Raw genomic sequence first — 19,698 nt, 5'->3', positions numbered from 1 at the left:
CCTCTTATTGTTTATGATGCAGGACACAGTTGGCTGTTATAGCTGTTCCTGTAGCAACACAGTCCTTAACTTGTCTGTAACTAAGATTAAAAGCGGCAGAAAGTAATTATGTCTTTTTGCTTTCGTGTTCTAACATCAACCAAGATAGAGAGTCTTTCAACAATTTCAATGTAATAAAGCTGTTTATCAGGAAAAGGTGCATCTGTGACAGCAAAAGTCTCTAAACTCCTTCCACTGCTATATATGTTGTAACTATAGCTATGTAATACCTCGGTGCAGCCAATGATGCACAAAAGTGTAAGGGCACAAAAAAGCCTGCTCTTCCGAGCAGGCTTTGCTATTCTTCTTTCTGACTTGCTTTTCAGAGTTATTATTTATCACCTTGATATACTTCCTGAAGTTGCTGCGTCAGAAACTTATGGGCATTTGGTATCTCTACCTCTGGGTTATTTACACGACCCTCGATAAACATGGGGCCACTGTATCCAATCTGTTTCAAAGCATGGAAATAAGGTCTGAAGTCTTCGCCCACCACGCCGGGCAGCGTTCGATTTTCCTCTTCCGCTATTTCCACATAAACAATAACGTTGCCGGCATCTATAATGTGCTGCGGCGGCTCGTTTTCTTTCATCATGTGGTAGATGTCAGCATTCAGCCTGAAGTTGGGGTGATTCGCACCCTTTACCACTCCGGCTGCTTCCTCCAGCGTGGTCAGGAAGTTTGTTTCTGTACTGTTCAGACTTTCCAATGCTACCGTAATGCCGTGCTTTTTGGCAGTCTGCCCTATCTTACGGGCCAGTTGGGTGAAGTCTTTTGTCGCCTTTTGGTAGTCACAGTTATCCGGCAGTCTTCTGGCGCCCCCGCTTCCCAAAACAATCACAGGTATCCCTGCCTTTTTCGCTCTGGAGAAAACTTTGTCTGCATAGGCCAACACCTTCTTCTCATCCACCTCTGGTCCTGCTATTTTTAGGTCGGATGGGAAGAAGACATTACAGACATACACTTTCGTTTTTGTTTTCTTTATTTTCTCTACGTTCGCCTGGAACTCGGCTTCAGTTAAAGAAGGTGACAGCATTCTCCCTACCGACTCACCCAGCATCTCAAAGCCCGATGCATGAAGCAGGCTATCCCTGTCAAGGGAGGCTATCATACCCAGCTTTGGTATTTCCTGCGCTTCTGTACTGAACCCCTGCAAGGTGCATAAGGATATTAATATCACATAAAATAAAGTTTTCATATCATCAAGTTAAGTTGTAAGTCATTCTCGCCAGGAGTTGACACTGTATGTACTGTAACTAAAGCTATACATTTTTATCATTAGTTCATACAAAGTCTGCTTTACTTGAAAAATATTACCAGATTTCATGATATTCTTGCACAATGTTTGCACGGCTTTTTTGTTTAGACAGTCGTAGGTACAGCTTATCCAGCGATCCATTAGTAGCCTTTTCCACCTTTCCTTCCTGTGCTCTCTAGGCAGAGAGGCCTCGTCTTTGTGCATCGCGCTGTGTAACTGAAGCTGCCCTCGCTCCGCTCGGGCTGCCTCACTGCGTTCGGCACCGCAACATTTACAATAGAGGGCCCCTTCCCCCAGGCGCTCAATACAAAGACTGGAAACAGTCTCACTTCGTGCCGAAAAGTTGGGAGTTTATAGAAGAATAGCATATGATAAACCTGAGGAGATAAGATAAAGCTTTGTTTTTATATTGCTGTACTATCTTATTATACATCTTAACCTTTAAAAGCCCTGCATCAGGAGTATAGGGCTTTTATAGGTTAAGATGTATGTACTATTTTTAGATGGGTTGACAAAAGTAGGCTGCTGCCCTTTCAGGTTTTATTCAGCTGAACTATAGATGGATTTTAAATCAGTCATTTGTCCGGAAACAAGTTTTAGCTGGCCATTTTCTGTCACTAATTTCACTTTTGTAAACTCTTCATCAGGAAAGAAGATAGCTGTCATTACTGTCTTTCCGCTATCTGCGAAAAGCTCTACAGAGGCCACATCTACTACCAAACGCAGGTCAAAAGCCTTGTCATTTGATAATCTGGGGGCATACTGAATACCTGAAAACTTATCAGAAAAGCTGTGGTCTCCCGACTTCGTTCTGTCGATGTAGTACTGTCCGCGGGAGGCATCGAGGCCTACCAACACCTTCTGGTTTTTTGCATTAGAAAGCTCTACTGCAAAAGAGTTTTGCGTACCAACAGGTTCCAGCCTCAATTGCAGGTCGTAGGTGGATGTATTTATGGAAAGCTTATCAGAGATATCGAGTACATTGGAAATAGTTTGCGCTTCCAGCTTTTTAGTAGTGCCGTATATGTTCTGCAGCTCTTTTACCGGCATAGACGCCACGCGCATACCTGCCGGTGTATTTACCAGTTCCAGCTTACGCGCTATGGCCATGGCGCTTCTCCATTTCTCTGTGGGCACCACGTTGGCATAGTCCCAGTTACTCATCCAACCCATGAACAGACGGCGGCCATCTTCTTCCGGAACACCGGACCACGAAACACCGGCATATTCATCACGACCGTAATCGAGCCAGATGCCTTCCTGTCCGTTTACAGTAGTGGCAATAACTGGTTTCGCATTCAGGCTGGCCTCAAACTGCGGGTCTATAACAAAATTGTTCCCATCAAAAGAACCCAGAAAGTACTGCGTACCTGATCCACCGTTTGGCGCACCCGGATTAATGTTTACAATCAGCACCCATTTTTCTTCATCCGTATCCTGTGTTTTCAGTTTAAAGAGGTCCGGGCACTCCCATACGCCGCCATGGGCACCCACGTTAGCTCCGAAGTCACTTTCCAGCTTCCAGTTGAGCAGGTTTGGAGAGGAGTAAAAGCTGATGTGGTCTTTCACGGCCAGCGTCATAATCCACTTCTGCCCCTCTTCGTACCACATCACCTTCGGGTCACGGAAGTCGCGGGTGCCCGGGTTCTTGAGCACAGGGTTGTTTTTATACTTCGTCCAACTTCGGCCGTTGTCCAGGCTAAAGGCGATGCCCTGCGTCTGGAAATCATCTCTGCCTGCCCTCTCTCCTTCTGCATCGTGGTAGGTATAAATAGCGACCATGGCCGGATTCTCTTTCGTACCCAGGCCAGAGGTATTGTTCATATCCACCACAGCACTGCCCGAGAAGATAGTGCCCAGGCTGTCCGGGTATAAGGCAATCGGCAGGTGCTCCCAGCTGATCATGTCCTTGCTCACTGCATGGCCCCAGTGCATCGGCCCCCAGACAGTACTATCAGGGTTGTGCTGATAAAACAGGTGGTATTCGCCGTTGTGGTACACCATCCCGTTCGGGTCGTTCATCCAGCCGGAGGGAGGCGTGAAGTGGAACTGCAGGCGGTGCTGTTCGTTGAAAGTCTCCGTTTGCTCCATGTTCCCTGCTGCAGTGTCTTCCGTTATCGCTGTATTTGTGCTGCAGCCCCAGCTAACTGCTATCAGCAGTACACTAAGCAGATGAATTATCCTTTTCGTTCTCATGATTCTTTGTTAGTTGCTCCTGTTTGATACCGGCACATCTATATTCAACAGGTTCAGTGCAGGCTACTCAAAAAGTAAAATTGAATTCAGCGCCTGGCCCTGATGGTTATATCAAGGCCTACTAAGTCGGCAACTCTGGCCTTTATCTTGTTCAAGTTAAGGATTATACAAGCAAGTCGCTATGCACCTCATAAAAGTTTCCTAACTCAGCTGGCACAGCACTTTTTCCACATGGAACAATCCTGCTTTTCCTGTGCTGTTCGCGAACACGTAGTTCCCAGGCAAAACAACTCAGCACCCGGTAAATGACTTTTATCATTTTCCGGACTGACAGCGCTCATTCAGATCATGGCCAGCGTCCCCTACCTTGGCGACAGAAAAACACGAACAATAAGTTAACGCCTTCACCCTGCTTTGTAATACACCACCGTTGTTTGCCACTGCCGTGCCTGATTTTGCCGGTGCAGCAGGACAGGCTTACAGAATGTCTGCTACAGATAATAAAATTGAACCACACAACTCCATGACTATGAGCAACACTACTGAATTCCGTTGTGTCAGGCATTTCAACCCGGAGAACCTGCAGGTAGTCTTCCGGGGTAAGAAAGACAGCGAACTGAAGCTGGCACACTGGCTGTTTCGCCTGATGGGGAGCCGCTCCCTTACAAGGCTGGGTGGCTCGGCTACAAGGGAGTGGTTTAAATCAGGACTGCCTCTCAAGGGCTTTGTCATACATTCCGTATACCGTCATTTCTGCGGAGGCCAAACGGTGCAGGAGGCACAGCAGGCAATCAGGAAACTGCAAGCGGCCCGCGTGCAGACGGTACTGGACCATGCCGGTAAGGCGAAGAAAACGGAAGAGGGCTTTAACAAAGTACAGGAGGAAGTACTGCGCACCATTGCGCTTGCAGAGCAGTCACGTTCGTTTTCGCTCATCAGCATAAAACTCACAAGCATTGGGCACAAAGAAATACTCCAGAAGCTGGCAGAAGGAACGGGCCTGTCGCCGGAAGAACAGAGTGACTTTGCCCGCACCAGACAGCGGCTGGACGCCATCTGCAGAACGGCGGCGGAAGCAAGTGTTACCGTTTATATAGATGCAGAAGAAAGCTGGCTACAAGACCCGATAGACGCACTGGCAGAGGAAATGATGCTGCGGTATAACAGCCAGCAAGCTGTCGTCTTCAATACGCTGCAGATGTACCGCACCGATAGGCTTGATTACCTGAACAGCTTCCTTCAGCGCATAAAAGAAAAGCAGGTAACAGCAGGTATAAAACTGGTACGAGGCGCTTATCACGAAAAAGAACAGGAAAGAGCCGGCAAATACGGCTATACCTCCCCGGTATTCTCCCGGAAAGTGGATACTGACCACAGCTACAATAGCGCCATCGATATTTGTCTGGAACACCTGCCACAGGTAGCATTATGTGCTGCAACGCACAACGAATACAGCACCCATTACCTGACCAGGCGCATCAGGAAGGGGGAAGTAAACCATTACCGGGACCGTATTCATTTCTCTCAGTTCTATGGCATGAGCGACAACCTTACCTTTAACCTCGCTGATGCCGGCTACAACACATCCAAGTACCTGCCTTATGGTGAGCTGGCAACGGCCGTTCCTTACCTCATCCGGCGGGTAGCGGAAAACACCTCTATCGCGGGGCAGATAAAGAGAGAGCAGGCACTGCTGGAGCGGGAAATGAACAGACGCAGGCTCAGCGAAGAACACAAACAGACAGACAAGTGATGTTCATAAAGCTGCCATGCAATTCGGCTCTTTACCAGAACAACATCAGGATTTAAGGAAAAGCTTTTTACCCTTACACGGAGGCGGGAGGAGTCTTCATCGATTTTCAGGATTTGAATCCAAAAAAGTACAGCAGCAACAAAAACAATTTTACAACCATAACAGCAGCGTAATGCAACAGAACATGCTTCATACCTTCCACTTACCAGTCATGGGACTGGCCTTTTCTATTGACTCACCTCTTAAAGTAGCGCAATACGGCATTTCCTCCGTGCTCTCGCTCAGCGACGATACTTTGCTGGAGCAGATGCGGGAATACTATAGCGGCATTTACCAGAAAGCCTTTGTTCCGATTTCATCCAAAGAAGAAGACTACCGCGCCCGACGCATCACAGCTTATCTGGACCTGGTAGATGAACTGGTAAACCTACAGATTGCTCGCATGAAACAGGATCAGTTTGAGCCGGGAACCAAGCTCACCAGGTATTTCACGCTATTACCGGACAGATCTTCTCTGAGGGTGAGATACCTCCAAATGTTGGAAGAAGCAGCTCCTGCTAAAAAGCAACAACTACAGCAGGAGTTGCGCGAGGCCATCGAACCCGGAAGGATTGATGTGAACATCATGACAAAATTGGACCGGACAAACTACTCTAAAGAGGGCGAGCCGCTGCCGCAGGAATTTTCTGATGCCTTGTCTGCTTTCCGTGGATTTGCCAGGAGCACAGTGCAGTCGGCGGTGGTTTTCTCTGCGGGCATGAACATGCGCCTCTTCAGCTACATAGAGCAGTTCCCGGAGTTTATCCCGGACAATGAAGGTAACCTGCGCAAGCAGATCATCATTAAAGTGAGCGACTACCGCTCTGCCCTAGTTCAGGGTAAGATTATGGCTAAAAAGGGCCTTTGGGTTTCGGAGTTCCGGATAGAGTCCGGGCTTAACTGCGGTGGCCATGCTTTTGCCACCGACGGCTACCTGCTGGGTCCGATTCTGGAGGAGTTCAAGCAACATAGGGGTGCGCTGCAGGTAGAGTTGTACAGCCTGTTCTGCGCTGCGCTGGCCAGCAAAGGAATACACGTGCCCCGCACTGTACCTGACATACGCGTTACTGTGCAGGGTGGCATTGGCACAGCAGAAGAGCAGGAGTTCCTTATGAAGCACTACGAGGTAAACGCTACCGGGTGGGGCACGCCTTTTCTTTTAGTACCCGAGGCCACAACCGTAGATGCCGAAACCCTGCAGCTGCTGTCGAAGGCAAAAGCGGAAGATTTATACCTGAGCCCGATTTCGCCGCTTGGTGTGCCTTTCAACTCGCTTCGGGGCACCAGCAGCGAGGCGTTAAAAAACTACCGGGTTGAAAAAGGCAAGCCTGGTAGCCCCTGCGTAAAGAAGCACCTGGTGTCTAATTCAGATTTCACGAAAGATCCTGTCTGCACAGCCTCCCGCCAATACCAGCGCCGGAAGCTGGAAGAACTCGCGGCGCAGGGGCTGCCGCAGGAGGAATATAAGGCTGAGGAAGCAAAGGTGCTGGTGAAAGAATGCCTCTGTGAAGGCCTGGCAAACACAGCCCTTTTGATAGCCGGCATGAGCAAAAGAGCCAGTGAAAAAGCAGTGGCTGTCTGCCCTGGCCCTAACCTTGCTTTCTTTTCAGGTGTCTTCAGGCTGCAGGAAATGGTTGACCATATCTACGGCCGCTTTAACGCACTTAACCAGACATACCGCCCGCACATGTTCATCAATGAACTGAGAATGTACATTGACTACTGGAAAAACAAGAAGGCGGAGCAAATGGACACACTCACAGTGAAACAGCAGAAGTACCTGCAGGGCTTCTGGCAGGAACTACTCAAAGGCACTGCCTATTACAAACAGCAGGCATCGGAAGTGTATGCCGGGAACCTGGAAAAACAAGTGCTTTTTATTGATGAGTTGCTGGAGGCAGAAGACCAGCTCCTGCGTTCGAGGCTGGGGGCTACTGCTACAGCATAAGTCAAAATAGGGCTTCAGCAGGCCCTCACAACACAAGCTCAGTTCTTAGCTTACTCTATGATAGTATACCATGCAAGAGGCACGGGGGTAGTCCGCTTAGTTTACAACGCGTTAGTTGCTGCAAACACTAAGGAAAACGAACTACCCTCCTGACTCGGGTACAGAAACAGGTCACAGCATAGAGCACGAGTACCTGGTACTGGACTAGCTTAAATCAGCCGCAGTAATATGTTCACCTGTAGCCTCTAAGCTATAAGAAACAAAAAATTGAAATTTTAAGAAACCTTGTTTGCCATGGACCTCCAAAACCGAAGTTTTGGAGGTCTCTGTTTTTTCACCCTTTGCATCCGCTGCTGGTGCTCTTGCGATAACCTGCCAATGGCAGCAGAAACGACAAAGAATAAAACTTAATGACATAACATTTCAATACTATATAATTATTTCAATAATATCTTAAATACTATTTACTCATACAGTAAACAGAGACAAATTAAACAGAAAGACCTACAGTACAATTCATTATCCAAAACCAAAGCTGCACTATAAAATAAAATTTATTAATCTTTAATTATTTTTACTCATTTTAAAGTAAGTTTACTTCACCTCTTTATAATTAGAATAGTTATACTATATCATTCTAAATAATAACTAAAAGCCCCTCCACATTACTTTAATTATTTTTTTAAACTTATTGTAAGTTTTAATATTTCCTATCACTATATTTAAATATCGAAATACCGATTCTTTATAAGCTGATTTCATTTAAGCAGGAATGTCACCAAAACAAGATAAAGTATTTTCAGAAAACAGTGCAAATCAAAACTTATTTCTAAATATCATTTTTAACGTATGACAGCAACTTTACCTCCCCCCCTTCGCCTGAGTTTAACCATGGCATTGCTATGGTTTCTTCAGCTGGTAAGCATACAGAACCTGTATGCGCAGACTAACGGTTCGTATACAGTCGACCTAACCGGAAACCCAAATGGCTCCTGGACCTCCCCAAACGTGAGTAGAGAGGGGAGCTTCTGTGCAGGTGGTAATTGCATCGAGTTTATTGTTACGCTGAACAAGAATGCAGGTGGTCTGGAGATAATAAGCGAAGGGGCAAACGGCACGGAGTACCAGATAAACTGCGGGACACCCAAAAAAGTTGGGCAACCTATCTGTGTGGATGGTATAGGCCCTCACAAAGTTACGTTCTGCAAACCTGGTGGTGACAAAACCACCTATACCATCAGATCTATTGCCGCCTTCGAGCCACAGCCGGATGTATCGGTAACAACGGGATGTTCGGCTGAGTTAAAGGCACCTATCGCTTTTGAGGAAAGCTCAATTACCTGGAAGGATGTTACTGGGGGAGGCATCTACAACAAATACCTGTCTTTCCCGAATGGAAAGTCTACCGCTATTGTGACGCCAGATGATGATGCACCTGCCTTTGTTGACTATGAGGTTTGCGGCAATTCAGTGGCCTCTCCTTGCTCCAGCTTGCCTTACTGCGATGTGGTGCGGGTTTACTTCCATAAAAAGCCAGTCGTTACCATCGGTCCTGACCCGGCTATTATCTGCCCCGGAGGCAGTAGTGTTGCATTAACGGGTACTGTAACGGGTGGTGACGGCAACTTCACATATATATGGACTAACAGCAGTGGCGATGTGGTAGGAAATGCATTGACTTATAATGCTACTGCTGTCGGAACCTATAAGCTGGAGGTAAAAAATACCAACCAGCTGAACTGTCAGGAATTTTCTGCAACAGTTAATGTAGTTACAAACCTCACTGTAAATGCCGGCCCTGATCAGCTCGCCTGCTCGCAAAACACAGTTCAACTGGCAGGTGTGGTAACAGCAGCAACCGGTGGCACATGGACGAGTAGTGGAAGCGGGACATTTTCAGACAGAAACGTCCTGAACGCCATTTATACGCCTTCGTTGGCTGACATAGCTGCAGGCTCAGTAAGATTGACTTTAACTTCTACTGGTAACGGTTCCTGTACTGCTGTAACAGACCAGGTGCTCATCACCTTCTATTCTATGGATGTGAGCCTGGCTGGTCCAAACCTTGTATGTGACGGCAACCTGGCAACGATTACAGCAAGCGTAACCGGCGCACAGGGTGCAGTTTCTTATTTATGGAGTACAGGTGAAACGACTGCATCTATCAGCAATAAGCCAGCCGGCACTTACAACGTAACAGTACGCGACGAAAAAAGCTGTTCTGTTCAAAAATCTATCACTATCACTCAGGCAACAGGACCCACTGCACTGGCAGTTACACTGAAGCCTTCTACCTGCGGCAACAGCAACGGCGAAATAACGGTAACAGGCGTAACGGGTGGAACTGCCGGCTATACCTATAGTAGAAACGGCACCACTTTCCAGAGCGCTACCAGTTTCACAGGTCTGGCGGCCGGAAGTTACACCATCACGGTTAAAGACGCCAACGGATGTACTTTTGCCAGCTCTTACACTTTAACCAACAGCGCCGGACCAACTGCTTTAACGGCTACCTCTATACCTGCGAGCTGTCAGAATAACGATGGCTCCATAAACGTAGGCACTGTAACGGGCGGCACTGCTCCTTATACATATGCTGTAGGTAGCAGCGCCTTTCAGACCTCTACTGCCTTCACAGGCTTTGCCGCGGGCGCTTATGTCGTAACGGTGAAAGATGCTAACGGATGTTTAAAAACCACCTCTGTCAGCATCACGACCAGTGTGCCTACGGGCTTTACCAGCACCTCAACCGCTGCTACCTGTGGCAGCAACAATGGAGAGGTAACCATTACCGGCGTAACGGGAGGATTCGCTCCTTATACTTATAGTAAAGATGGCAGCACCTTCCAGAGCTCCGCTACTTTACAGAACCTGTTACCCGGCTCCCATACCATCACCGTGAAAGACGACAGAGGTTGCACCACCTCCAGCCAGGTGCAGGTAAGCAATGTTGCCGGGCCAAGTGACCTGACTACTACTGTTAAAGCAACGACCTGCGGGGGCAGCAACGGCGAAATTACGGTAACAGCTGTTACCGGTGGAACCGGTTCTTACACCTACAGCAAAAACGGAACTACCTTCCAGACTTCAGCTACCTTCACAGCCCTGGCAGTTGGCGCCCACACCATCACGGTGAAAGACGAAAAAGGCTGTACCTATAGTAAAGAAGTAGCCGTGAGCAGCATCGCTGGAGCAACCTTCACAGCGACAGCACAGTCTTCTACCTGCGGCAATAGCAACGGCAGCATCAGCGTGAGCAATGTTACCGGTGGCGTAGGCCCCTATACCTATAGCTTGGATGGTATCAATTACCAGCCTGGCACTACGTTCAGCAACCTGGCAGCAGACACCTATACTATCAGAGTGAAGGATGCCAGCGAATGCGTAGGCGCAGCTACCGTAGAGGTGCAGAACGTTGCCGGACCATCCGATGCAGCAGTAGATGTTTTTGCGGCTATCTGCGGTAATAACAACGGCTACTTCCGGGTGACCGGCGTAACAGGCGGCACCGCACCTTACATGTATGCCAGAAACGGTATGCCTTTCCAGGAGTATGACACTTTTGGAAGTTTAGCTCCAGGAGATTACACAGTAACTGTCAGAGATGCCAATGGCTGCTTGTACACTGAAAGCGTAACCATTCTAAGCCAACCCGGCCCTAGTAGCTTTGCAGGAACTACAAAATCTACTACCTGCAGCCAGAGCAACGGCGAGATAACCGTAACCGAAGTAATAGGTGGCACAACTCCGTACAGGTACAGCATAAATGGTGGAACAACCTACCAAACCGGCAACACCTTTACCGGTTTAGCGGCAGGTAAGTACTATATCACTGTAGCAGACAGAAACACCTGTACATTGGTCAGAGAGTTCAACATCACCAATATGGCAGGACCTACTGCTGTGGCAGCCACAACCATTCCTGCCTCCTGCGCCAACAATGACGGTACCATTACCGCAGGTACTGTAACTGGCGGAACGGCTTCTTACACCTACTCTATTGATGGCACCAACTTCCAGTCTGAAACTACCTTCGCCCACTTAGCTTCCGGAAACTATACGTTGACTGTGAAAGACGCAAACGGATGCACGGTAACAAGACAGGTGACGGTAACAAAGAGTGAGGTAAGCAATTTTGCGAGTACTTCTACTTCATCTACCTGCGGCAGCAGCAACGGTGAGATAAGCGTTACCGGCGTAACAGGCGGAACAGCCCCTTATTCCTACAGCAAGGGTGGCGGCACCTATCAGACTTCTGCTACCTTCACTGCCCTGGAAGCTGGAAACTACCAGGTGAGTGTAAAAGACGCGAGAGGTTGTGTTTACACTAAAACTGTACAGGTAACGAACGTAGCAGGACCAGTTTTCACAGCAACAGCACAATCCTCTACCTGTAGCAGCAGCAACGGCAGCATTACCGTCGGCAACGTTACAGGCGGAACGGCTCCCTACTCTTACAGCAAGGATGGCACCATCTTCCAGGATGGCACTACTTTCAGCAACCTGACTGCAGGTGAGTATACGATTGTCACGAAAGACGCTAACAACTGTGTCAGCACCAGGGTAGTACAGGTGCAGGACATTGCAGGGCCATCTGATGCAGATGTAGAAATTTTTGCTGCTACCTGCAGTATTAGCAATGGTTATTTCCGTGTGAAAGGAGTAACCGGCGGTACTGCTCCTTACATGTATGCACGAAATGGCACGCCTTTCCAGGAGTATGACACCTTTGGTTCGTTATCACCTGGAGACTATACTATATCTGTTAAGGATGCTAAAGGGTGTATTTACACTGAAAGTGTAACCATACCTGGTATCCCTGGCCCAAGCGATTTTACCGGAACAACACAGGCTTCTACCTGCGGCCAGCCCAACGGTGAGATAACTATAACAGGAGTGACAGGCGGTACTGCCCCTTACAGATACTCTAAAGATGGCGGCACCACTTACCAGGGTAATATCTTCACTGGTTTGGCTGCAGGAACGCATACCATCACGGTAACAGACAAAACAGGATGTAGTATTGTGAGGGCGTTCACGCTGACAAATGTTGCCGGCCCTACAGCTGTGGCAGCCACTTCAACTCCTGCCAGCTGTCAAAACAACGACGGTACTATCACGGCAGGAACCGTAACTGGCGGAACAGCTCCTTACACCTACTCTATCAACGGCACCAGCTACCAGTCTGAGACAGCCTTTGCCAGTGTAGCTTCCGGAACATACACCCTCACTGCGAAAGATGCGAACGGTTGTACCACCACGAAACAAGTAACAGTAGGCAGAAACGTTCCGACAAACTTCACTACCACAACGGTAGCCTCTACCTGCGGCAGCAACAACGGAGAGATTACGGTAACTGGTGTAACAGGCGGAACAGCTTCCTACACCTATAGCAAGGACGGCACGAACTTCCAGAACTCATCTACCTTTACAGGCTTACTAGCCGGCGCCTACACCATCACGGTGAAAGACGCGAAGGGATGTGTTTTTGCGAAGCAGATACAGGTAAGTAATATTACCGGCCCAACCGGCTTAACAGCCACTGCCCAGGCATCTACCTGCGGCAACAGCAACGGAGAGATTACGATAACCGGCGTAACCGGCGGAACAGCCTCTTACACCTATAGCAAGGACGGCACGAACTTCCAGGCTTCGGGCACTTTCCAGAACCTGCTGGCTGGCACCTACACGATTACAGTAAAAGACGCAAAAGGCTGCCTTCATGCACAGGAAGTGGTGGTAACCAACATCGCTGGGCCTGAGTTTACAGCAGTGGCACAGGCCTCTACCTGCGGCAACAGCAACGGTAGCGTTACCATCAGCAACGTAGCGGGTGGCACGGCTCCTTTTACCTATAGCAAAGATGGCACGAACTTCCAGACTAGCGCTACCTTTACAGCACTGGCGGCAGGTGAGTATGACATCACGGTAAAAGACTTGAATGGCTGTTTGTCCACCAAAGCTGTACGGGTAACCAACATTCCTGGCCCTACGGATTTCGCTTTAACCTCTACTCCTTCTACCTGCGGCCGCAACAACGGCATCCTAGAAATAACAGACGTAACCGGCGGAACAGCACCTTATACTTACTCCATCAACGGCACCACCTTCCAGAGCGCAGTGGCCTTCGAAACAGTAAGAGCAGGTGAGTACACGGTAACAGTAAAAGACGCCAACGGCTGTATCATCAGCAAGAAGGTAATTGTTAGTGACGTTGCCGGACCATCTAACCTGACTGCCAGCCTGACCTCCTCCACTTGCGGACAGAGCAACGGGCAGATTGCAGTAACAGGTGTAACAGGTGGAACAGAAGGATATACTTACAGCAAGGACGGCGTAAACTTCCAGGCTGCTGCCACCTTCACAGCGCTTGCAGCCGGACAGCACACCATCACGGTGAGAGACGCCAACGGATGTACCTTCGCCAGAAGCTTCACCATCACGAACATCGCCGGACCTACAGCTGTAACAGCTACTTCAACTCCTGCCAGCTGCCTTGACAACGACGGCACCATCACGGCAGGAACTGTGACGGGCGGAACGGCTCCTTACACCTACTCTATCAACGGCACCAGCTTCCAGTCTGAGGCAGCCTTTGCAGGAGTAGCCTCCGGAACATTCACCCTGACTGCTAAAGACGCAAACGGATGTACCGCCACCACGCAGGTAACGGTAGGCACAAACGTTCCGACAAGCTTTACCAGCACTACCGCTTCCGCAACCTGTGGCAGCAGCAACGGTTCCCTCACCATTACAGGTGTAACCGGCGGTACAGGCACTTACACGTACAGCAAAGACGGCACAAACTTCCAGGCTGCTGCTACCTTCACAGCACTTGCTGCCGGCTCTCATACCATCACGGTGAAAGACGCCAAAGGCTGTGTTTATACAGGCCAGGTGCAGGTAAACAACCTGTCTGGTCCATCTGACCTGGTGGCTTCCACCCGCTCAACTACCTGCGGTGGCAGCAATGGTTCCTTAACCGTTACATCTGTTAGCGGGGGAGTTGCACCTTATACTTACTCACTGGATGGAACGAACTTCCAGACTGGAGGAACATTCAGTGACCTGCTGGCTGGTAAGCACCAGGTGAGCGTGAAAGATTCAAAAGGTTGTGTGTACACAGAGGAAGTAGAAATAACAGATGTGGCTGCTCCTTCTTTCACAGCCACAGCACAAGCCTCTACCTGCGGTAATAGCAATGGCAGCATCACCATCAGCGAAGTGACAGGCGGAACAGCTCCGTTCTCGTTCAGCAAAGACGGCACTAACTTCCAGGCTGGAACTACTTTTAACGGATTAGCTGAAGGCGCTTACACCATCACCGTGAAAGACGCTAATGGCTGTCTGGGCACTGCTTCAGTAGAACTGGAGAACATACCTGGTCCGACAGACTTTACGGTAGTCTCTAACTCCTCAACCTGCAGTGGCAGCAACGGCACCATTACAGCCAGCGACGTTGCAGGCGGAACGGCTCCTTTCACCTACTCTATCAACGGCACCAGCTTCCAGGCTTCTGCGATGTTTGAAACAGTAAAAGCAGGTGACTATACGGTAACAGTGAAAGACGCTAACGGCTGTATCATCACTAAAAACATTACTGTAGGTGACATCGCCGGACCATCTAACCTGACCACCAGCCTGACCTCTTCCACTTGCGGACAGAGCAACGGACAGATTATGGTAACAGGAGTTACGGGTGGAACAGAGCCTTACAGGCACAGCAAGGACGGCGTGAACTTCCAGGCCGCTGCCACCTTCACAGCGCTTGCAGCCGGACAGCACACCATCACGGTGAGAGACGCTAACGGCTGTACCTTCGCCAGAAGCTTCACCATCACGAACATCGCCGGACCTACAGCTGTAACAGCTACTTCAACTCCTGCCAGCTGCCTTGACAACGACGGCACCATCACGGCAGGAACTGTGACGGGCGGAACGGCTCCTTACACCTACTCTATCAACGGCACCAGCTTCCAGGCTGAGGCAGCCTTTGCAGGAGTAGCCTCCGGAACATTCACCCTGACTGCTAAAGACGCAAACGGCTGTATGACCACTACGCAGGTAACGGTAGGAACAAACGCTCCGACTGAATTTGCAAGCACTACGAACGCCTCTACCTGTGGCAGCAGCAACGGCTCCCTGACCATTACAGGGGTAACAGGCGGAACGGCTCCTTACACGTACAGCCTGAACGGCACAACATTCCAGAACGCTGCTACCTTCACAGCACTTGCTGCCGGAGTGTATGAAGTGACAGTGAAAGATGCCAAAGGTTGTATTTATAAGACCGACGTACAACTGAGCGATGTAGGTGGGCCTGCCTTCACAGCTACGGCACAGGCCTCTACCTGCGGCAACAGCAACGGTCAGGTATCAGCAGGTAACATAACCGGAGGAACAGCCCCTTATACGTATAGTATAGATGGCACAAACTTCCAGGCCGCCGCTACTTTCAGCAACCTGACAGCCGGCTCGTACAGCATCACAGCTAAAGACGCAAATAGCTGTATCACGACACAGGCTGTTGAAGTGGAAGACATAGCAGGACCAAGCGACTTTGAGCTGCTGGCTACTGCATCTACCTGCGGCAACAGCAACGGACGCATCACCATTGGTGCGGTAACACACGGTACTGCTCCTTACGCCTACTCTATCAACGGCACCAACTTCCAGGCAAGCGCTACCTTTACAGCACTGGCTGCGCAAGCCTATACGGTAACGGTGAAAGATGCCAACGGCTGTACTTTTGAGAAGAGGACATTAGTAGAGAATGTAAGCGGCCCTACCGACTTTACCGCCAGCACGAAAACATCCTTCTGCGGTAGCGCAAACGGAGAGGTGACAGTAGTTGACGTGAACGGTGGAACAGCCCCTTATACCTACAGCAAGAACGGCAGTATCTTCCAGGCCTCCACTACACTTACTGGCCTGGCGGCCGGCAACCACATCATCTACGTGAAGGATGCCAACGACTGTATATTCAACAAGCCTTTCACCATCAGGAATGTGGCAGGTCCTTCGGCTCTGGCGGCTACCTCTACTCCTGCTACCTGCGCCGGTAACGACGGAAGTCTTACAGCAGGTGCGGTAACAGGCGGCACTGCTCCTTACACTTACTCCGTAGATGGCGTGAACTACCAGGCTGCCGCTACCTTCACGGCTCTGGCTCCACGCGAGTACCAGGTGTATGTGAAAGACGCGAACAACTGCACCACATCAACCGCCGTTACGGTTGGCTCAGAGGTAATGCAGGAAGCAACCCTTGCGGCCACTCCATCCGGCTGTACCACCAGCACCGGCACCATCCGGGTAACAGATGTAACAGGCGGAACAGCTCCTTATACCTACAGCATCAACGGCACTTCGTTCCAGGCAGCAGCGCTGTTCGAAAATGTGGCAGTTGGCTCTTACACCATTACTGTGAAGGATGCAGCAGGATGTGTTATTACCCGCACACAGGTTGTAGCCAGCACAGGCGGAGCAACCGCTCTGACAGCCACTACTACAAACTCAAGCTGTGGCAACACAGACGGAAGCTTGTCTATCAGCAACGTGACCGGTGGCAGAAGCCCTTACACGTACAGCATAGACGGAACCACTTTCCAGGCACAGGCCGCTTTCGCTAACCTTGCCGCAGGCGACTACCAGATAACTGTTAAAGATGCGGAAGGATGTACGTACGTGCAGACAGCCACTGTAAACAGCAACGGACAACTGGCAAACCTGCAGGTAAAAGTAACGCCATCAGGCTGTGACCAGAACAGCGGCCAGGTAGTGGCAGAAGGCGTAACAGGCGGTACAGCTCCTTACACTTACTCGCTGGATGGCGTGAACTTCTCTGCTTCCTCCACCTTCATGGGTGTGGCACAAGGCAGTTACACACTCACGGTGAAAGATGCCAGCAACTGTAGCACAACCACTACAGTGGAAGTAGGAATGGTAAGCAGCACCCTGGAGAATGTAAAGGATGAGAGTTGCTTTGGAGCAGCTGACGGCGAGATTATCATCACAGCGACAGGCGCAACAGACCAGACCGAATACAGCATCGACAACGGCGCCACCTTCCAGAAACAAGCCGTGTTCACAAACCTGCCAAAAGGTGTTTACCAGGTCATCACCAGGTTCTCTGCCACCTGCTCTATTACCATCGGAACAGCAGAGGTAAAAGGACCAGATGAAATAGTGGCCATTGTAACGCCACGAACCAAATCTTTTGGACACCAGAACACAGGCAGTGCCGCTGTTACCAAAGTAGAAGGAGGCGTAGCACCTTACACTTACAAAGTAGACAATGGCAGCTTTACCACAGCTACAGAGTTTACCAAACTAGGCGCAGGCGTTCACAAAGTGCTGGTGAAAGATGCGAATGGCTGTACCGTAGAGGTAACCTTCACAATTGAAGATGAAAGCGGAATTGAAATACCGAACGGGTTTACGCCAAACGGCGACAGGATGAACGACACATGGGAGATTAAGAACCTTGCCCGCCTCTATCCTCGCTGCAGAGTAACCGTGTACAATCGCTGGGGTAGCCTGGTGTTTGAGTCCATGGGCTATAATAAGGAGTGGGATGGCACATACAACGGCAAGAAGCTTCCGGTGGGCACCTACTACTGCATCGTTGAGTTGGGCGAAGGACAGCCGCCTGTGAAGAAGTCTTTGACCATCATGCGCTAATCTCATTCATATATTATCCAATCGTTATGAAAAAGTATAGTATAATTTTCCTCTTTCTGCTGTTCGCTTCAGCTGCAGTTGCCCAGCAGAAAGCTTTGTCCAGCCAGTACATGTCAAACTATTTCCTGCTAAACCCGGCTGTTGCCGGGTATAGCAGAGACCTTAACTTTAAGGCTGGCTACCGCAACCAATGGGTAGGGTTTGAGGGTGCGCCCTCTACCTTCTACCTGAGTGGCGAGACGCAGCTCTTTAAGTACAGGAACAGGGGCAGGAAAAAAGCGCAGGCTTTCCATGGTGCAGGCGGCTACATCTACAAAGATGTTACCGGCCCTACAAGCCGCACAGGAGTACTCGCTTCCTATGCGTACCATGTGCCGCTAAACAGAACCATGTTTTTGTCTTCGGGCGTGTTTGCGGGGGTGCAGCAGTACTCCTTCAATGAAAACAAGATTCAGCTGGCAAACGGGTCGAATGAGCAGGATCCTGTTACCAACGTCGGCAGCTCTACTTCTTTCATGCCTGACCTGAGTGTGGGTACCTTCTTGCATTCAAAAGAGTTCTTTGTGGGGGTGTCGTTGTTCCAGGTGCTGGGAAACAAGATTTTCGAGTTTGAAAACTCACAGGATCCCAGCCGCCTGACCCGTCACCTGTTTGTGTCTGGTGGGTATAACTTTGAGATAGACAGGAGCATCACCGTGGTACCTTCCGTTTTGCTGAAGTATGCACACCCTGCTCCCCTGCAGGCCGACATCAACGTAAAAGGCATCTACAATTTCAACAACAGGCGCAGAGGCCAGAACGACCTGGTGTGGGCAGGCCTGTCGTACCGCACCGAAGACGCCCTGGTAGGACTTATAGGTGGACAGTTCATGGAGCAGTACGAGTTAAACTACTCTTACGATCTAACAGTCTCCCGCATGAGGCACCACAGCTCCGGTTCTCATGAAATAACAATCGGCTACCGCGTAAAATAATCCGTTAGGCGCAGACCTAAACAAACTTAAATTCAGAAACCTCCAAAGCTCTTAGCTTTGGAGGTTTTCTTTTTAGACAGAAGTACAGTTCCCTGGTTTTAAAGATCGCTATACGCCCTTAGCGAACCTTACGAAACCCTTCGCCTTCTTAGCGGTTTAAACATGCTACTCTTCCGGCTTCTCCTGCTGCAGTGGCTCGCCAGGCTGGTAAACGGCCAGCAGGGTGCCGACTTTGGAGTTCAGGCCCATGATGGGAGAAACGACTACCATCCGCTCCGGATTGGAATCATCCACAATGGTCGAATCGGCCTTGAGATATTCGGGTTTGAAATGATCCGCGAAGGCCGCACCTGTAAAGTTCTGATCGGTGGAGCTGATGATATTGCCGTTTTCATCTGCGACAAGCACCAGGGCAAACTTCTCTTCCTGCACAAATTGGAATAAGTACTGATCGACCTGCTCTGTGTTGCCCGACAAAAGCGCTGTTCTTAATGCCCAGGAGAAAGGCTTCGTCAGTACCTGAAGCAGGTAGTTGTTGTTTTCAGATATCCGCTTGTTCGCCCGCTCAAGAACAGCTGCCTGCTCCAGTTCTGCCTGCTTCCTCACATCATTCAGTTGCGACTCCTTGTACAGGTACAGCCCCAGTAGAGCGAGCAGCAGAATGAGCGGAATGTACACCACAGGCTTTTTCAGCATTGCGACAAAACGATTTTCTCCTGACCTGTCTCCTGTATTCCGGTGTGGCTTTTCGGGAGCCCCGTCAGAATGGTAGTTAGCATTGTGCATGTTGTGTCTTTCTTTTGATTCTCCG

General features: G+C 49.7%; 8 protein-coding genes. 4 read left to right on the top strand and 4 right to left on the bottom strand.

Annotated features, from left to right (window positions below):
- Nucleotides 1-370: 370 nt before the first annotated feature.
- A complete protein-coding gene (locus ACFS7Z_RS18870) occupies nucleotides 371-1,237 on the bottom strand; it encodes a sugar phosphate isomerase/epimerase family protein (RefSeq protein WP_377487867.1) in 867 nt (288 codons plus the stop codon).
- Between the two features lie 600 nt (nucleotides 1,238-1,837).
- Nucleotides 1,838-3,493 (bottom strand): glycoside hydrolase family 32 protein, encoded by a 1,656-nt coding sequence (locus ACFS7Z_RS18865; protein ID WP_377487865.1) that lies wholly within the window; start codon nucleotides 3,491-3,493, stop codon nucleotides 1,838-1,840.
- A gap of 529 nt (nucleotides 3,494-4,022) precedes the next feature.
- Between ACFS7Z_RS18865 and ACFS7Z_RS18860 the strand changes: the two genes are divergently transcribed.
- Together ACFS7Z_RS18860 and ACFS7Z_RS18855 are read left to right on the top strand one after the other, a co-directional pair.
- Nucleotides 4,023-5,246, top strand: a complete 1,224-nt coding sequence (locus tag ACFS7Z_RS18860; RefSeq protein WP_377487863.1) for a proline dehydrogenase family protein — start codon at nucleotides 4,023-4,025, stop codon at nucleotides 5,244-5,246.
- 172 nt (nucleotides 5,247-5,418) lie between these two features.
- Nucleotides 5,419-7,233, top strand: coding sequence for a hypothetical protein (locus tag ACFS7Z_RS18855; protein WP_377487861.1), 1,815 nt, complete (start codon nucleotides 5,419-5,421; stop codon nucleotides 7,231-7,233).
- A gap of 204 nt (nucleotides 7,234-7,437) precedes the next feature.
- Here the strand turns inward: ACFS7Z_RS18855 and ACFS7Z_RS18850 are convergent, their stop codons facing one another.
- Entirely contained in the window at nucleotides 7,438-7,650 is a 213-nt protein-coding gene (locus ACFS7Z_RS18850) for a hypothetical protein (RefSeq protein ID WP_377487859.1), read from the bottom strand.
- A gap of 432 nt (nucleotides 7,651-8,082) precedes the next feature.
- Here ACFS7Z_RS18850 and ACFS7Z_RS18845 point away from each other — a divergent pair, with 432 nt between their 5' ends.
- Both ACFS7Z_RS18845 and ACFS7Z_RS18840 read left to right on the top strand, forming a co-directional pair.
- Nucleotides 8,083-17,913 (top strand): T9SS type B sorting domain-containing protein, encoded by a 9,831-nt coding sequence (locus ACFS7Z_RS18845; protein WP_377487857.1) that lies wholly within the window; start codon nucleotides 8,083-8,085, stop codon nucleotides 17,911-17,913.
- 26 nt (nucleotides 17,914-17,939) lie between these two features.
- Nucleotides 17,940-18,887, top strand: a complete 948-nt coding sequence (locus ACFS7Z_RS18840; protein ID WP_377487855.1) for a PorP/SprF family type IX secretion system membrane protein — start codon at nucleotides 17,940-17,942, stop codon at nucleotides 18,885-18,887.
- A gap of 165 nt (nucleotides 18,888-19,052) precedes the next feature.
- On the opposite strand, the gene ACFS7Z_RS18835 is transcribed toward ACFS7Z_RS18840, so the two are convergent.
- The gene (locus ACFS7Z_RS18835; protein WP_377487853.1) at nucleotides 19,053-19,673 is read right to left on the bottom strand and encodes a PDC sensor domain-containing protein; all 621 of its coding nucleotides are present in this window, start codon (nucleotides 19,671-19,673) and stop codon (nucleotides 19,053-19,055) included.
- Between the last annotated feature and the right edge of the window lie 25 nt (nucleotides 19,674-19,698).

The sequence above is a fragment of the Pontibacter toksunensis genome, from assembly GCF_042686245.1.
Lineage (GTDB): Bacteria > Bacteroidota > Bacteroidia > Cytophagales > Hymenobacteraceae > Pontibacter > Pontibacter toksunensis.
Note: the sequence above shows the minus strand (reverse complement) of the source record. Positions and strands in the feature narration are given on the sequence as shown.

What these genes read in the sequence shown, in the direction of transcription:
- ACFS7Z_RS18870 (WP_377487867.1), bottom strand. Translation starts at nt 1,237, where the DNA reads ATGAAAACTTTATTTTATGTGATATTAATATCCTTATGCACCTTGCAG.
- ACFS7Z_RS18865 (WP_377487865.1), bottom strand. Translation starts at nt 3,493, where the DNA reads ATGAGAACGAAAAGGATAATTCATCTGCTTAGTGTACTGCTGATAGCA.
- ACFS7Z_RS18860 (WP_377487863.1), top strand. Translation starts at nt 4,023, where the DNA reads ATGAGCAACACTACTGAATTCCGTTGTGTCAGGCATTTCAACCCGGAG.
- ACFS7Z_RS18855 (WP_377487861.1), top strand. Translation starts at nt 5,419, where the DNA reads ATGCAACAGAACATGCTTCATACCTTCCACTTACCAGTCATGGGACTG.
- ACFS7Z_RS18850 (WP_377487859.1), bottom strand. Translation starts at nt 7,650, where the DNA reads ATGTCATTAAGTTTTATTCTTTGTCGTTTCTGCTGCCATTGGCAGGTT.
- ACFS7Z_RS18845 (WP_377487857.1), top strand. Translation starts at nt 8,083, where the DNA reads ATGACAGCAACTTTACCTCCCCCCCTTCGCCTGAGTTTAACCATGGCA.
- ACFS7Z_RS18840 (WP_377487855.1), top strand. Translation starts at nt 17,940, where the DNA reads ATGAAAAAGTATAGTATAATTTTCCTCTTTCTGCTGTTCGCTTCAGCT.
- ACFS7Z_RS18835 (WP_377487853.1), bottom strand. Translation starts at nt 19,673, where the DNA reads ATGCACAATGCTAACTACCATTCTGACGGGGCTCCCGAAAAGCCACAC.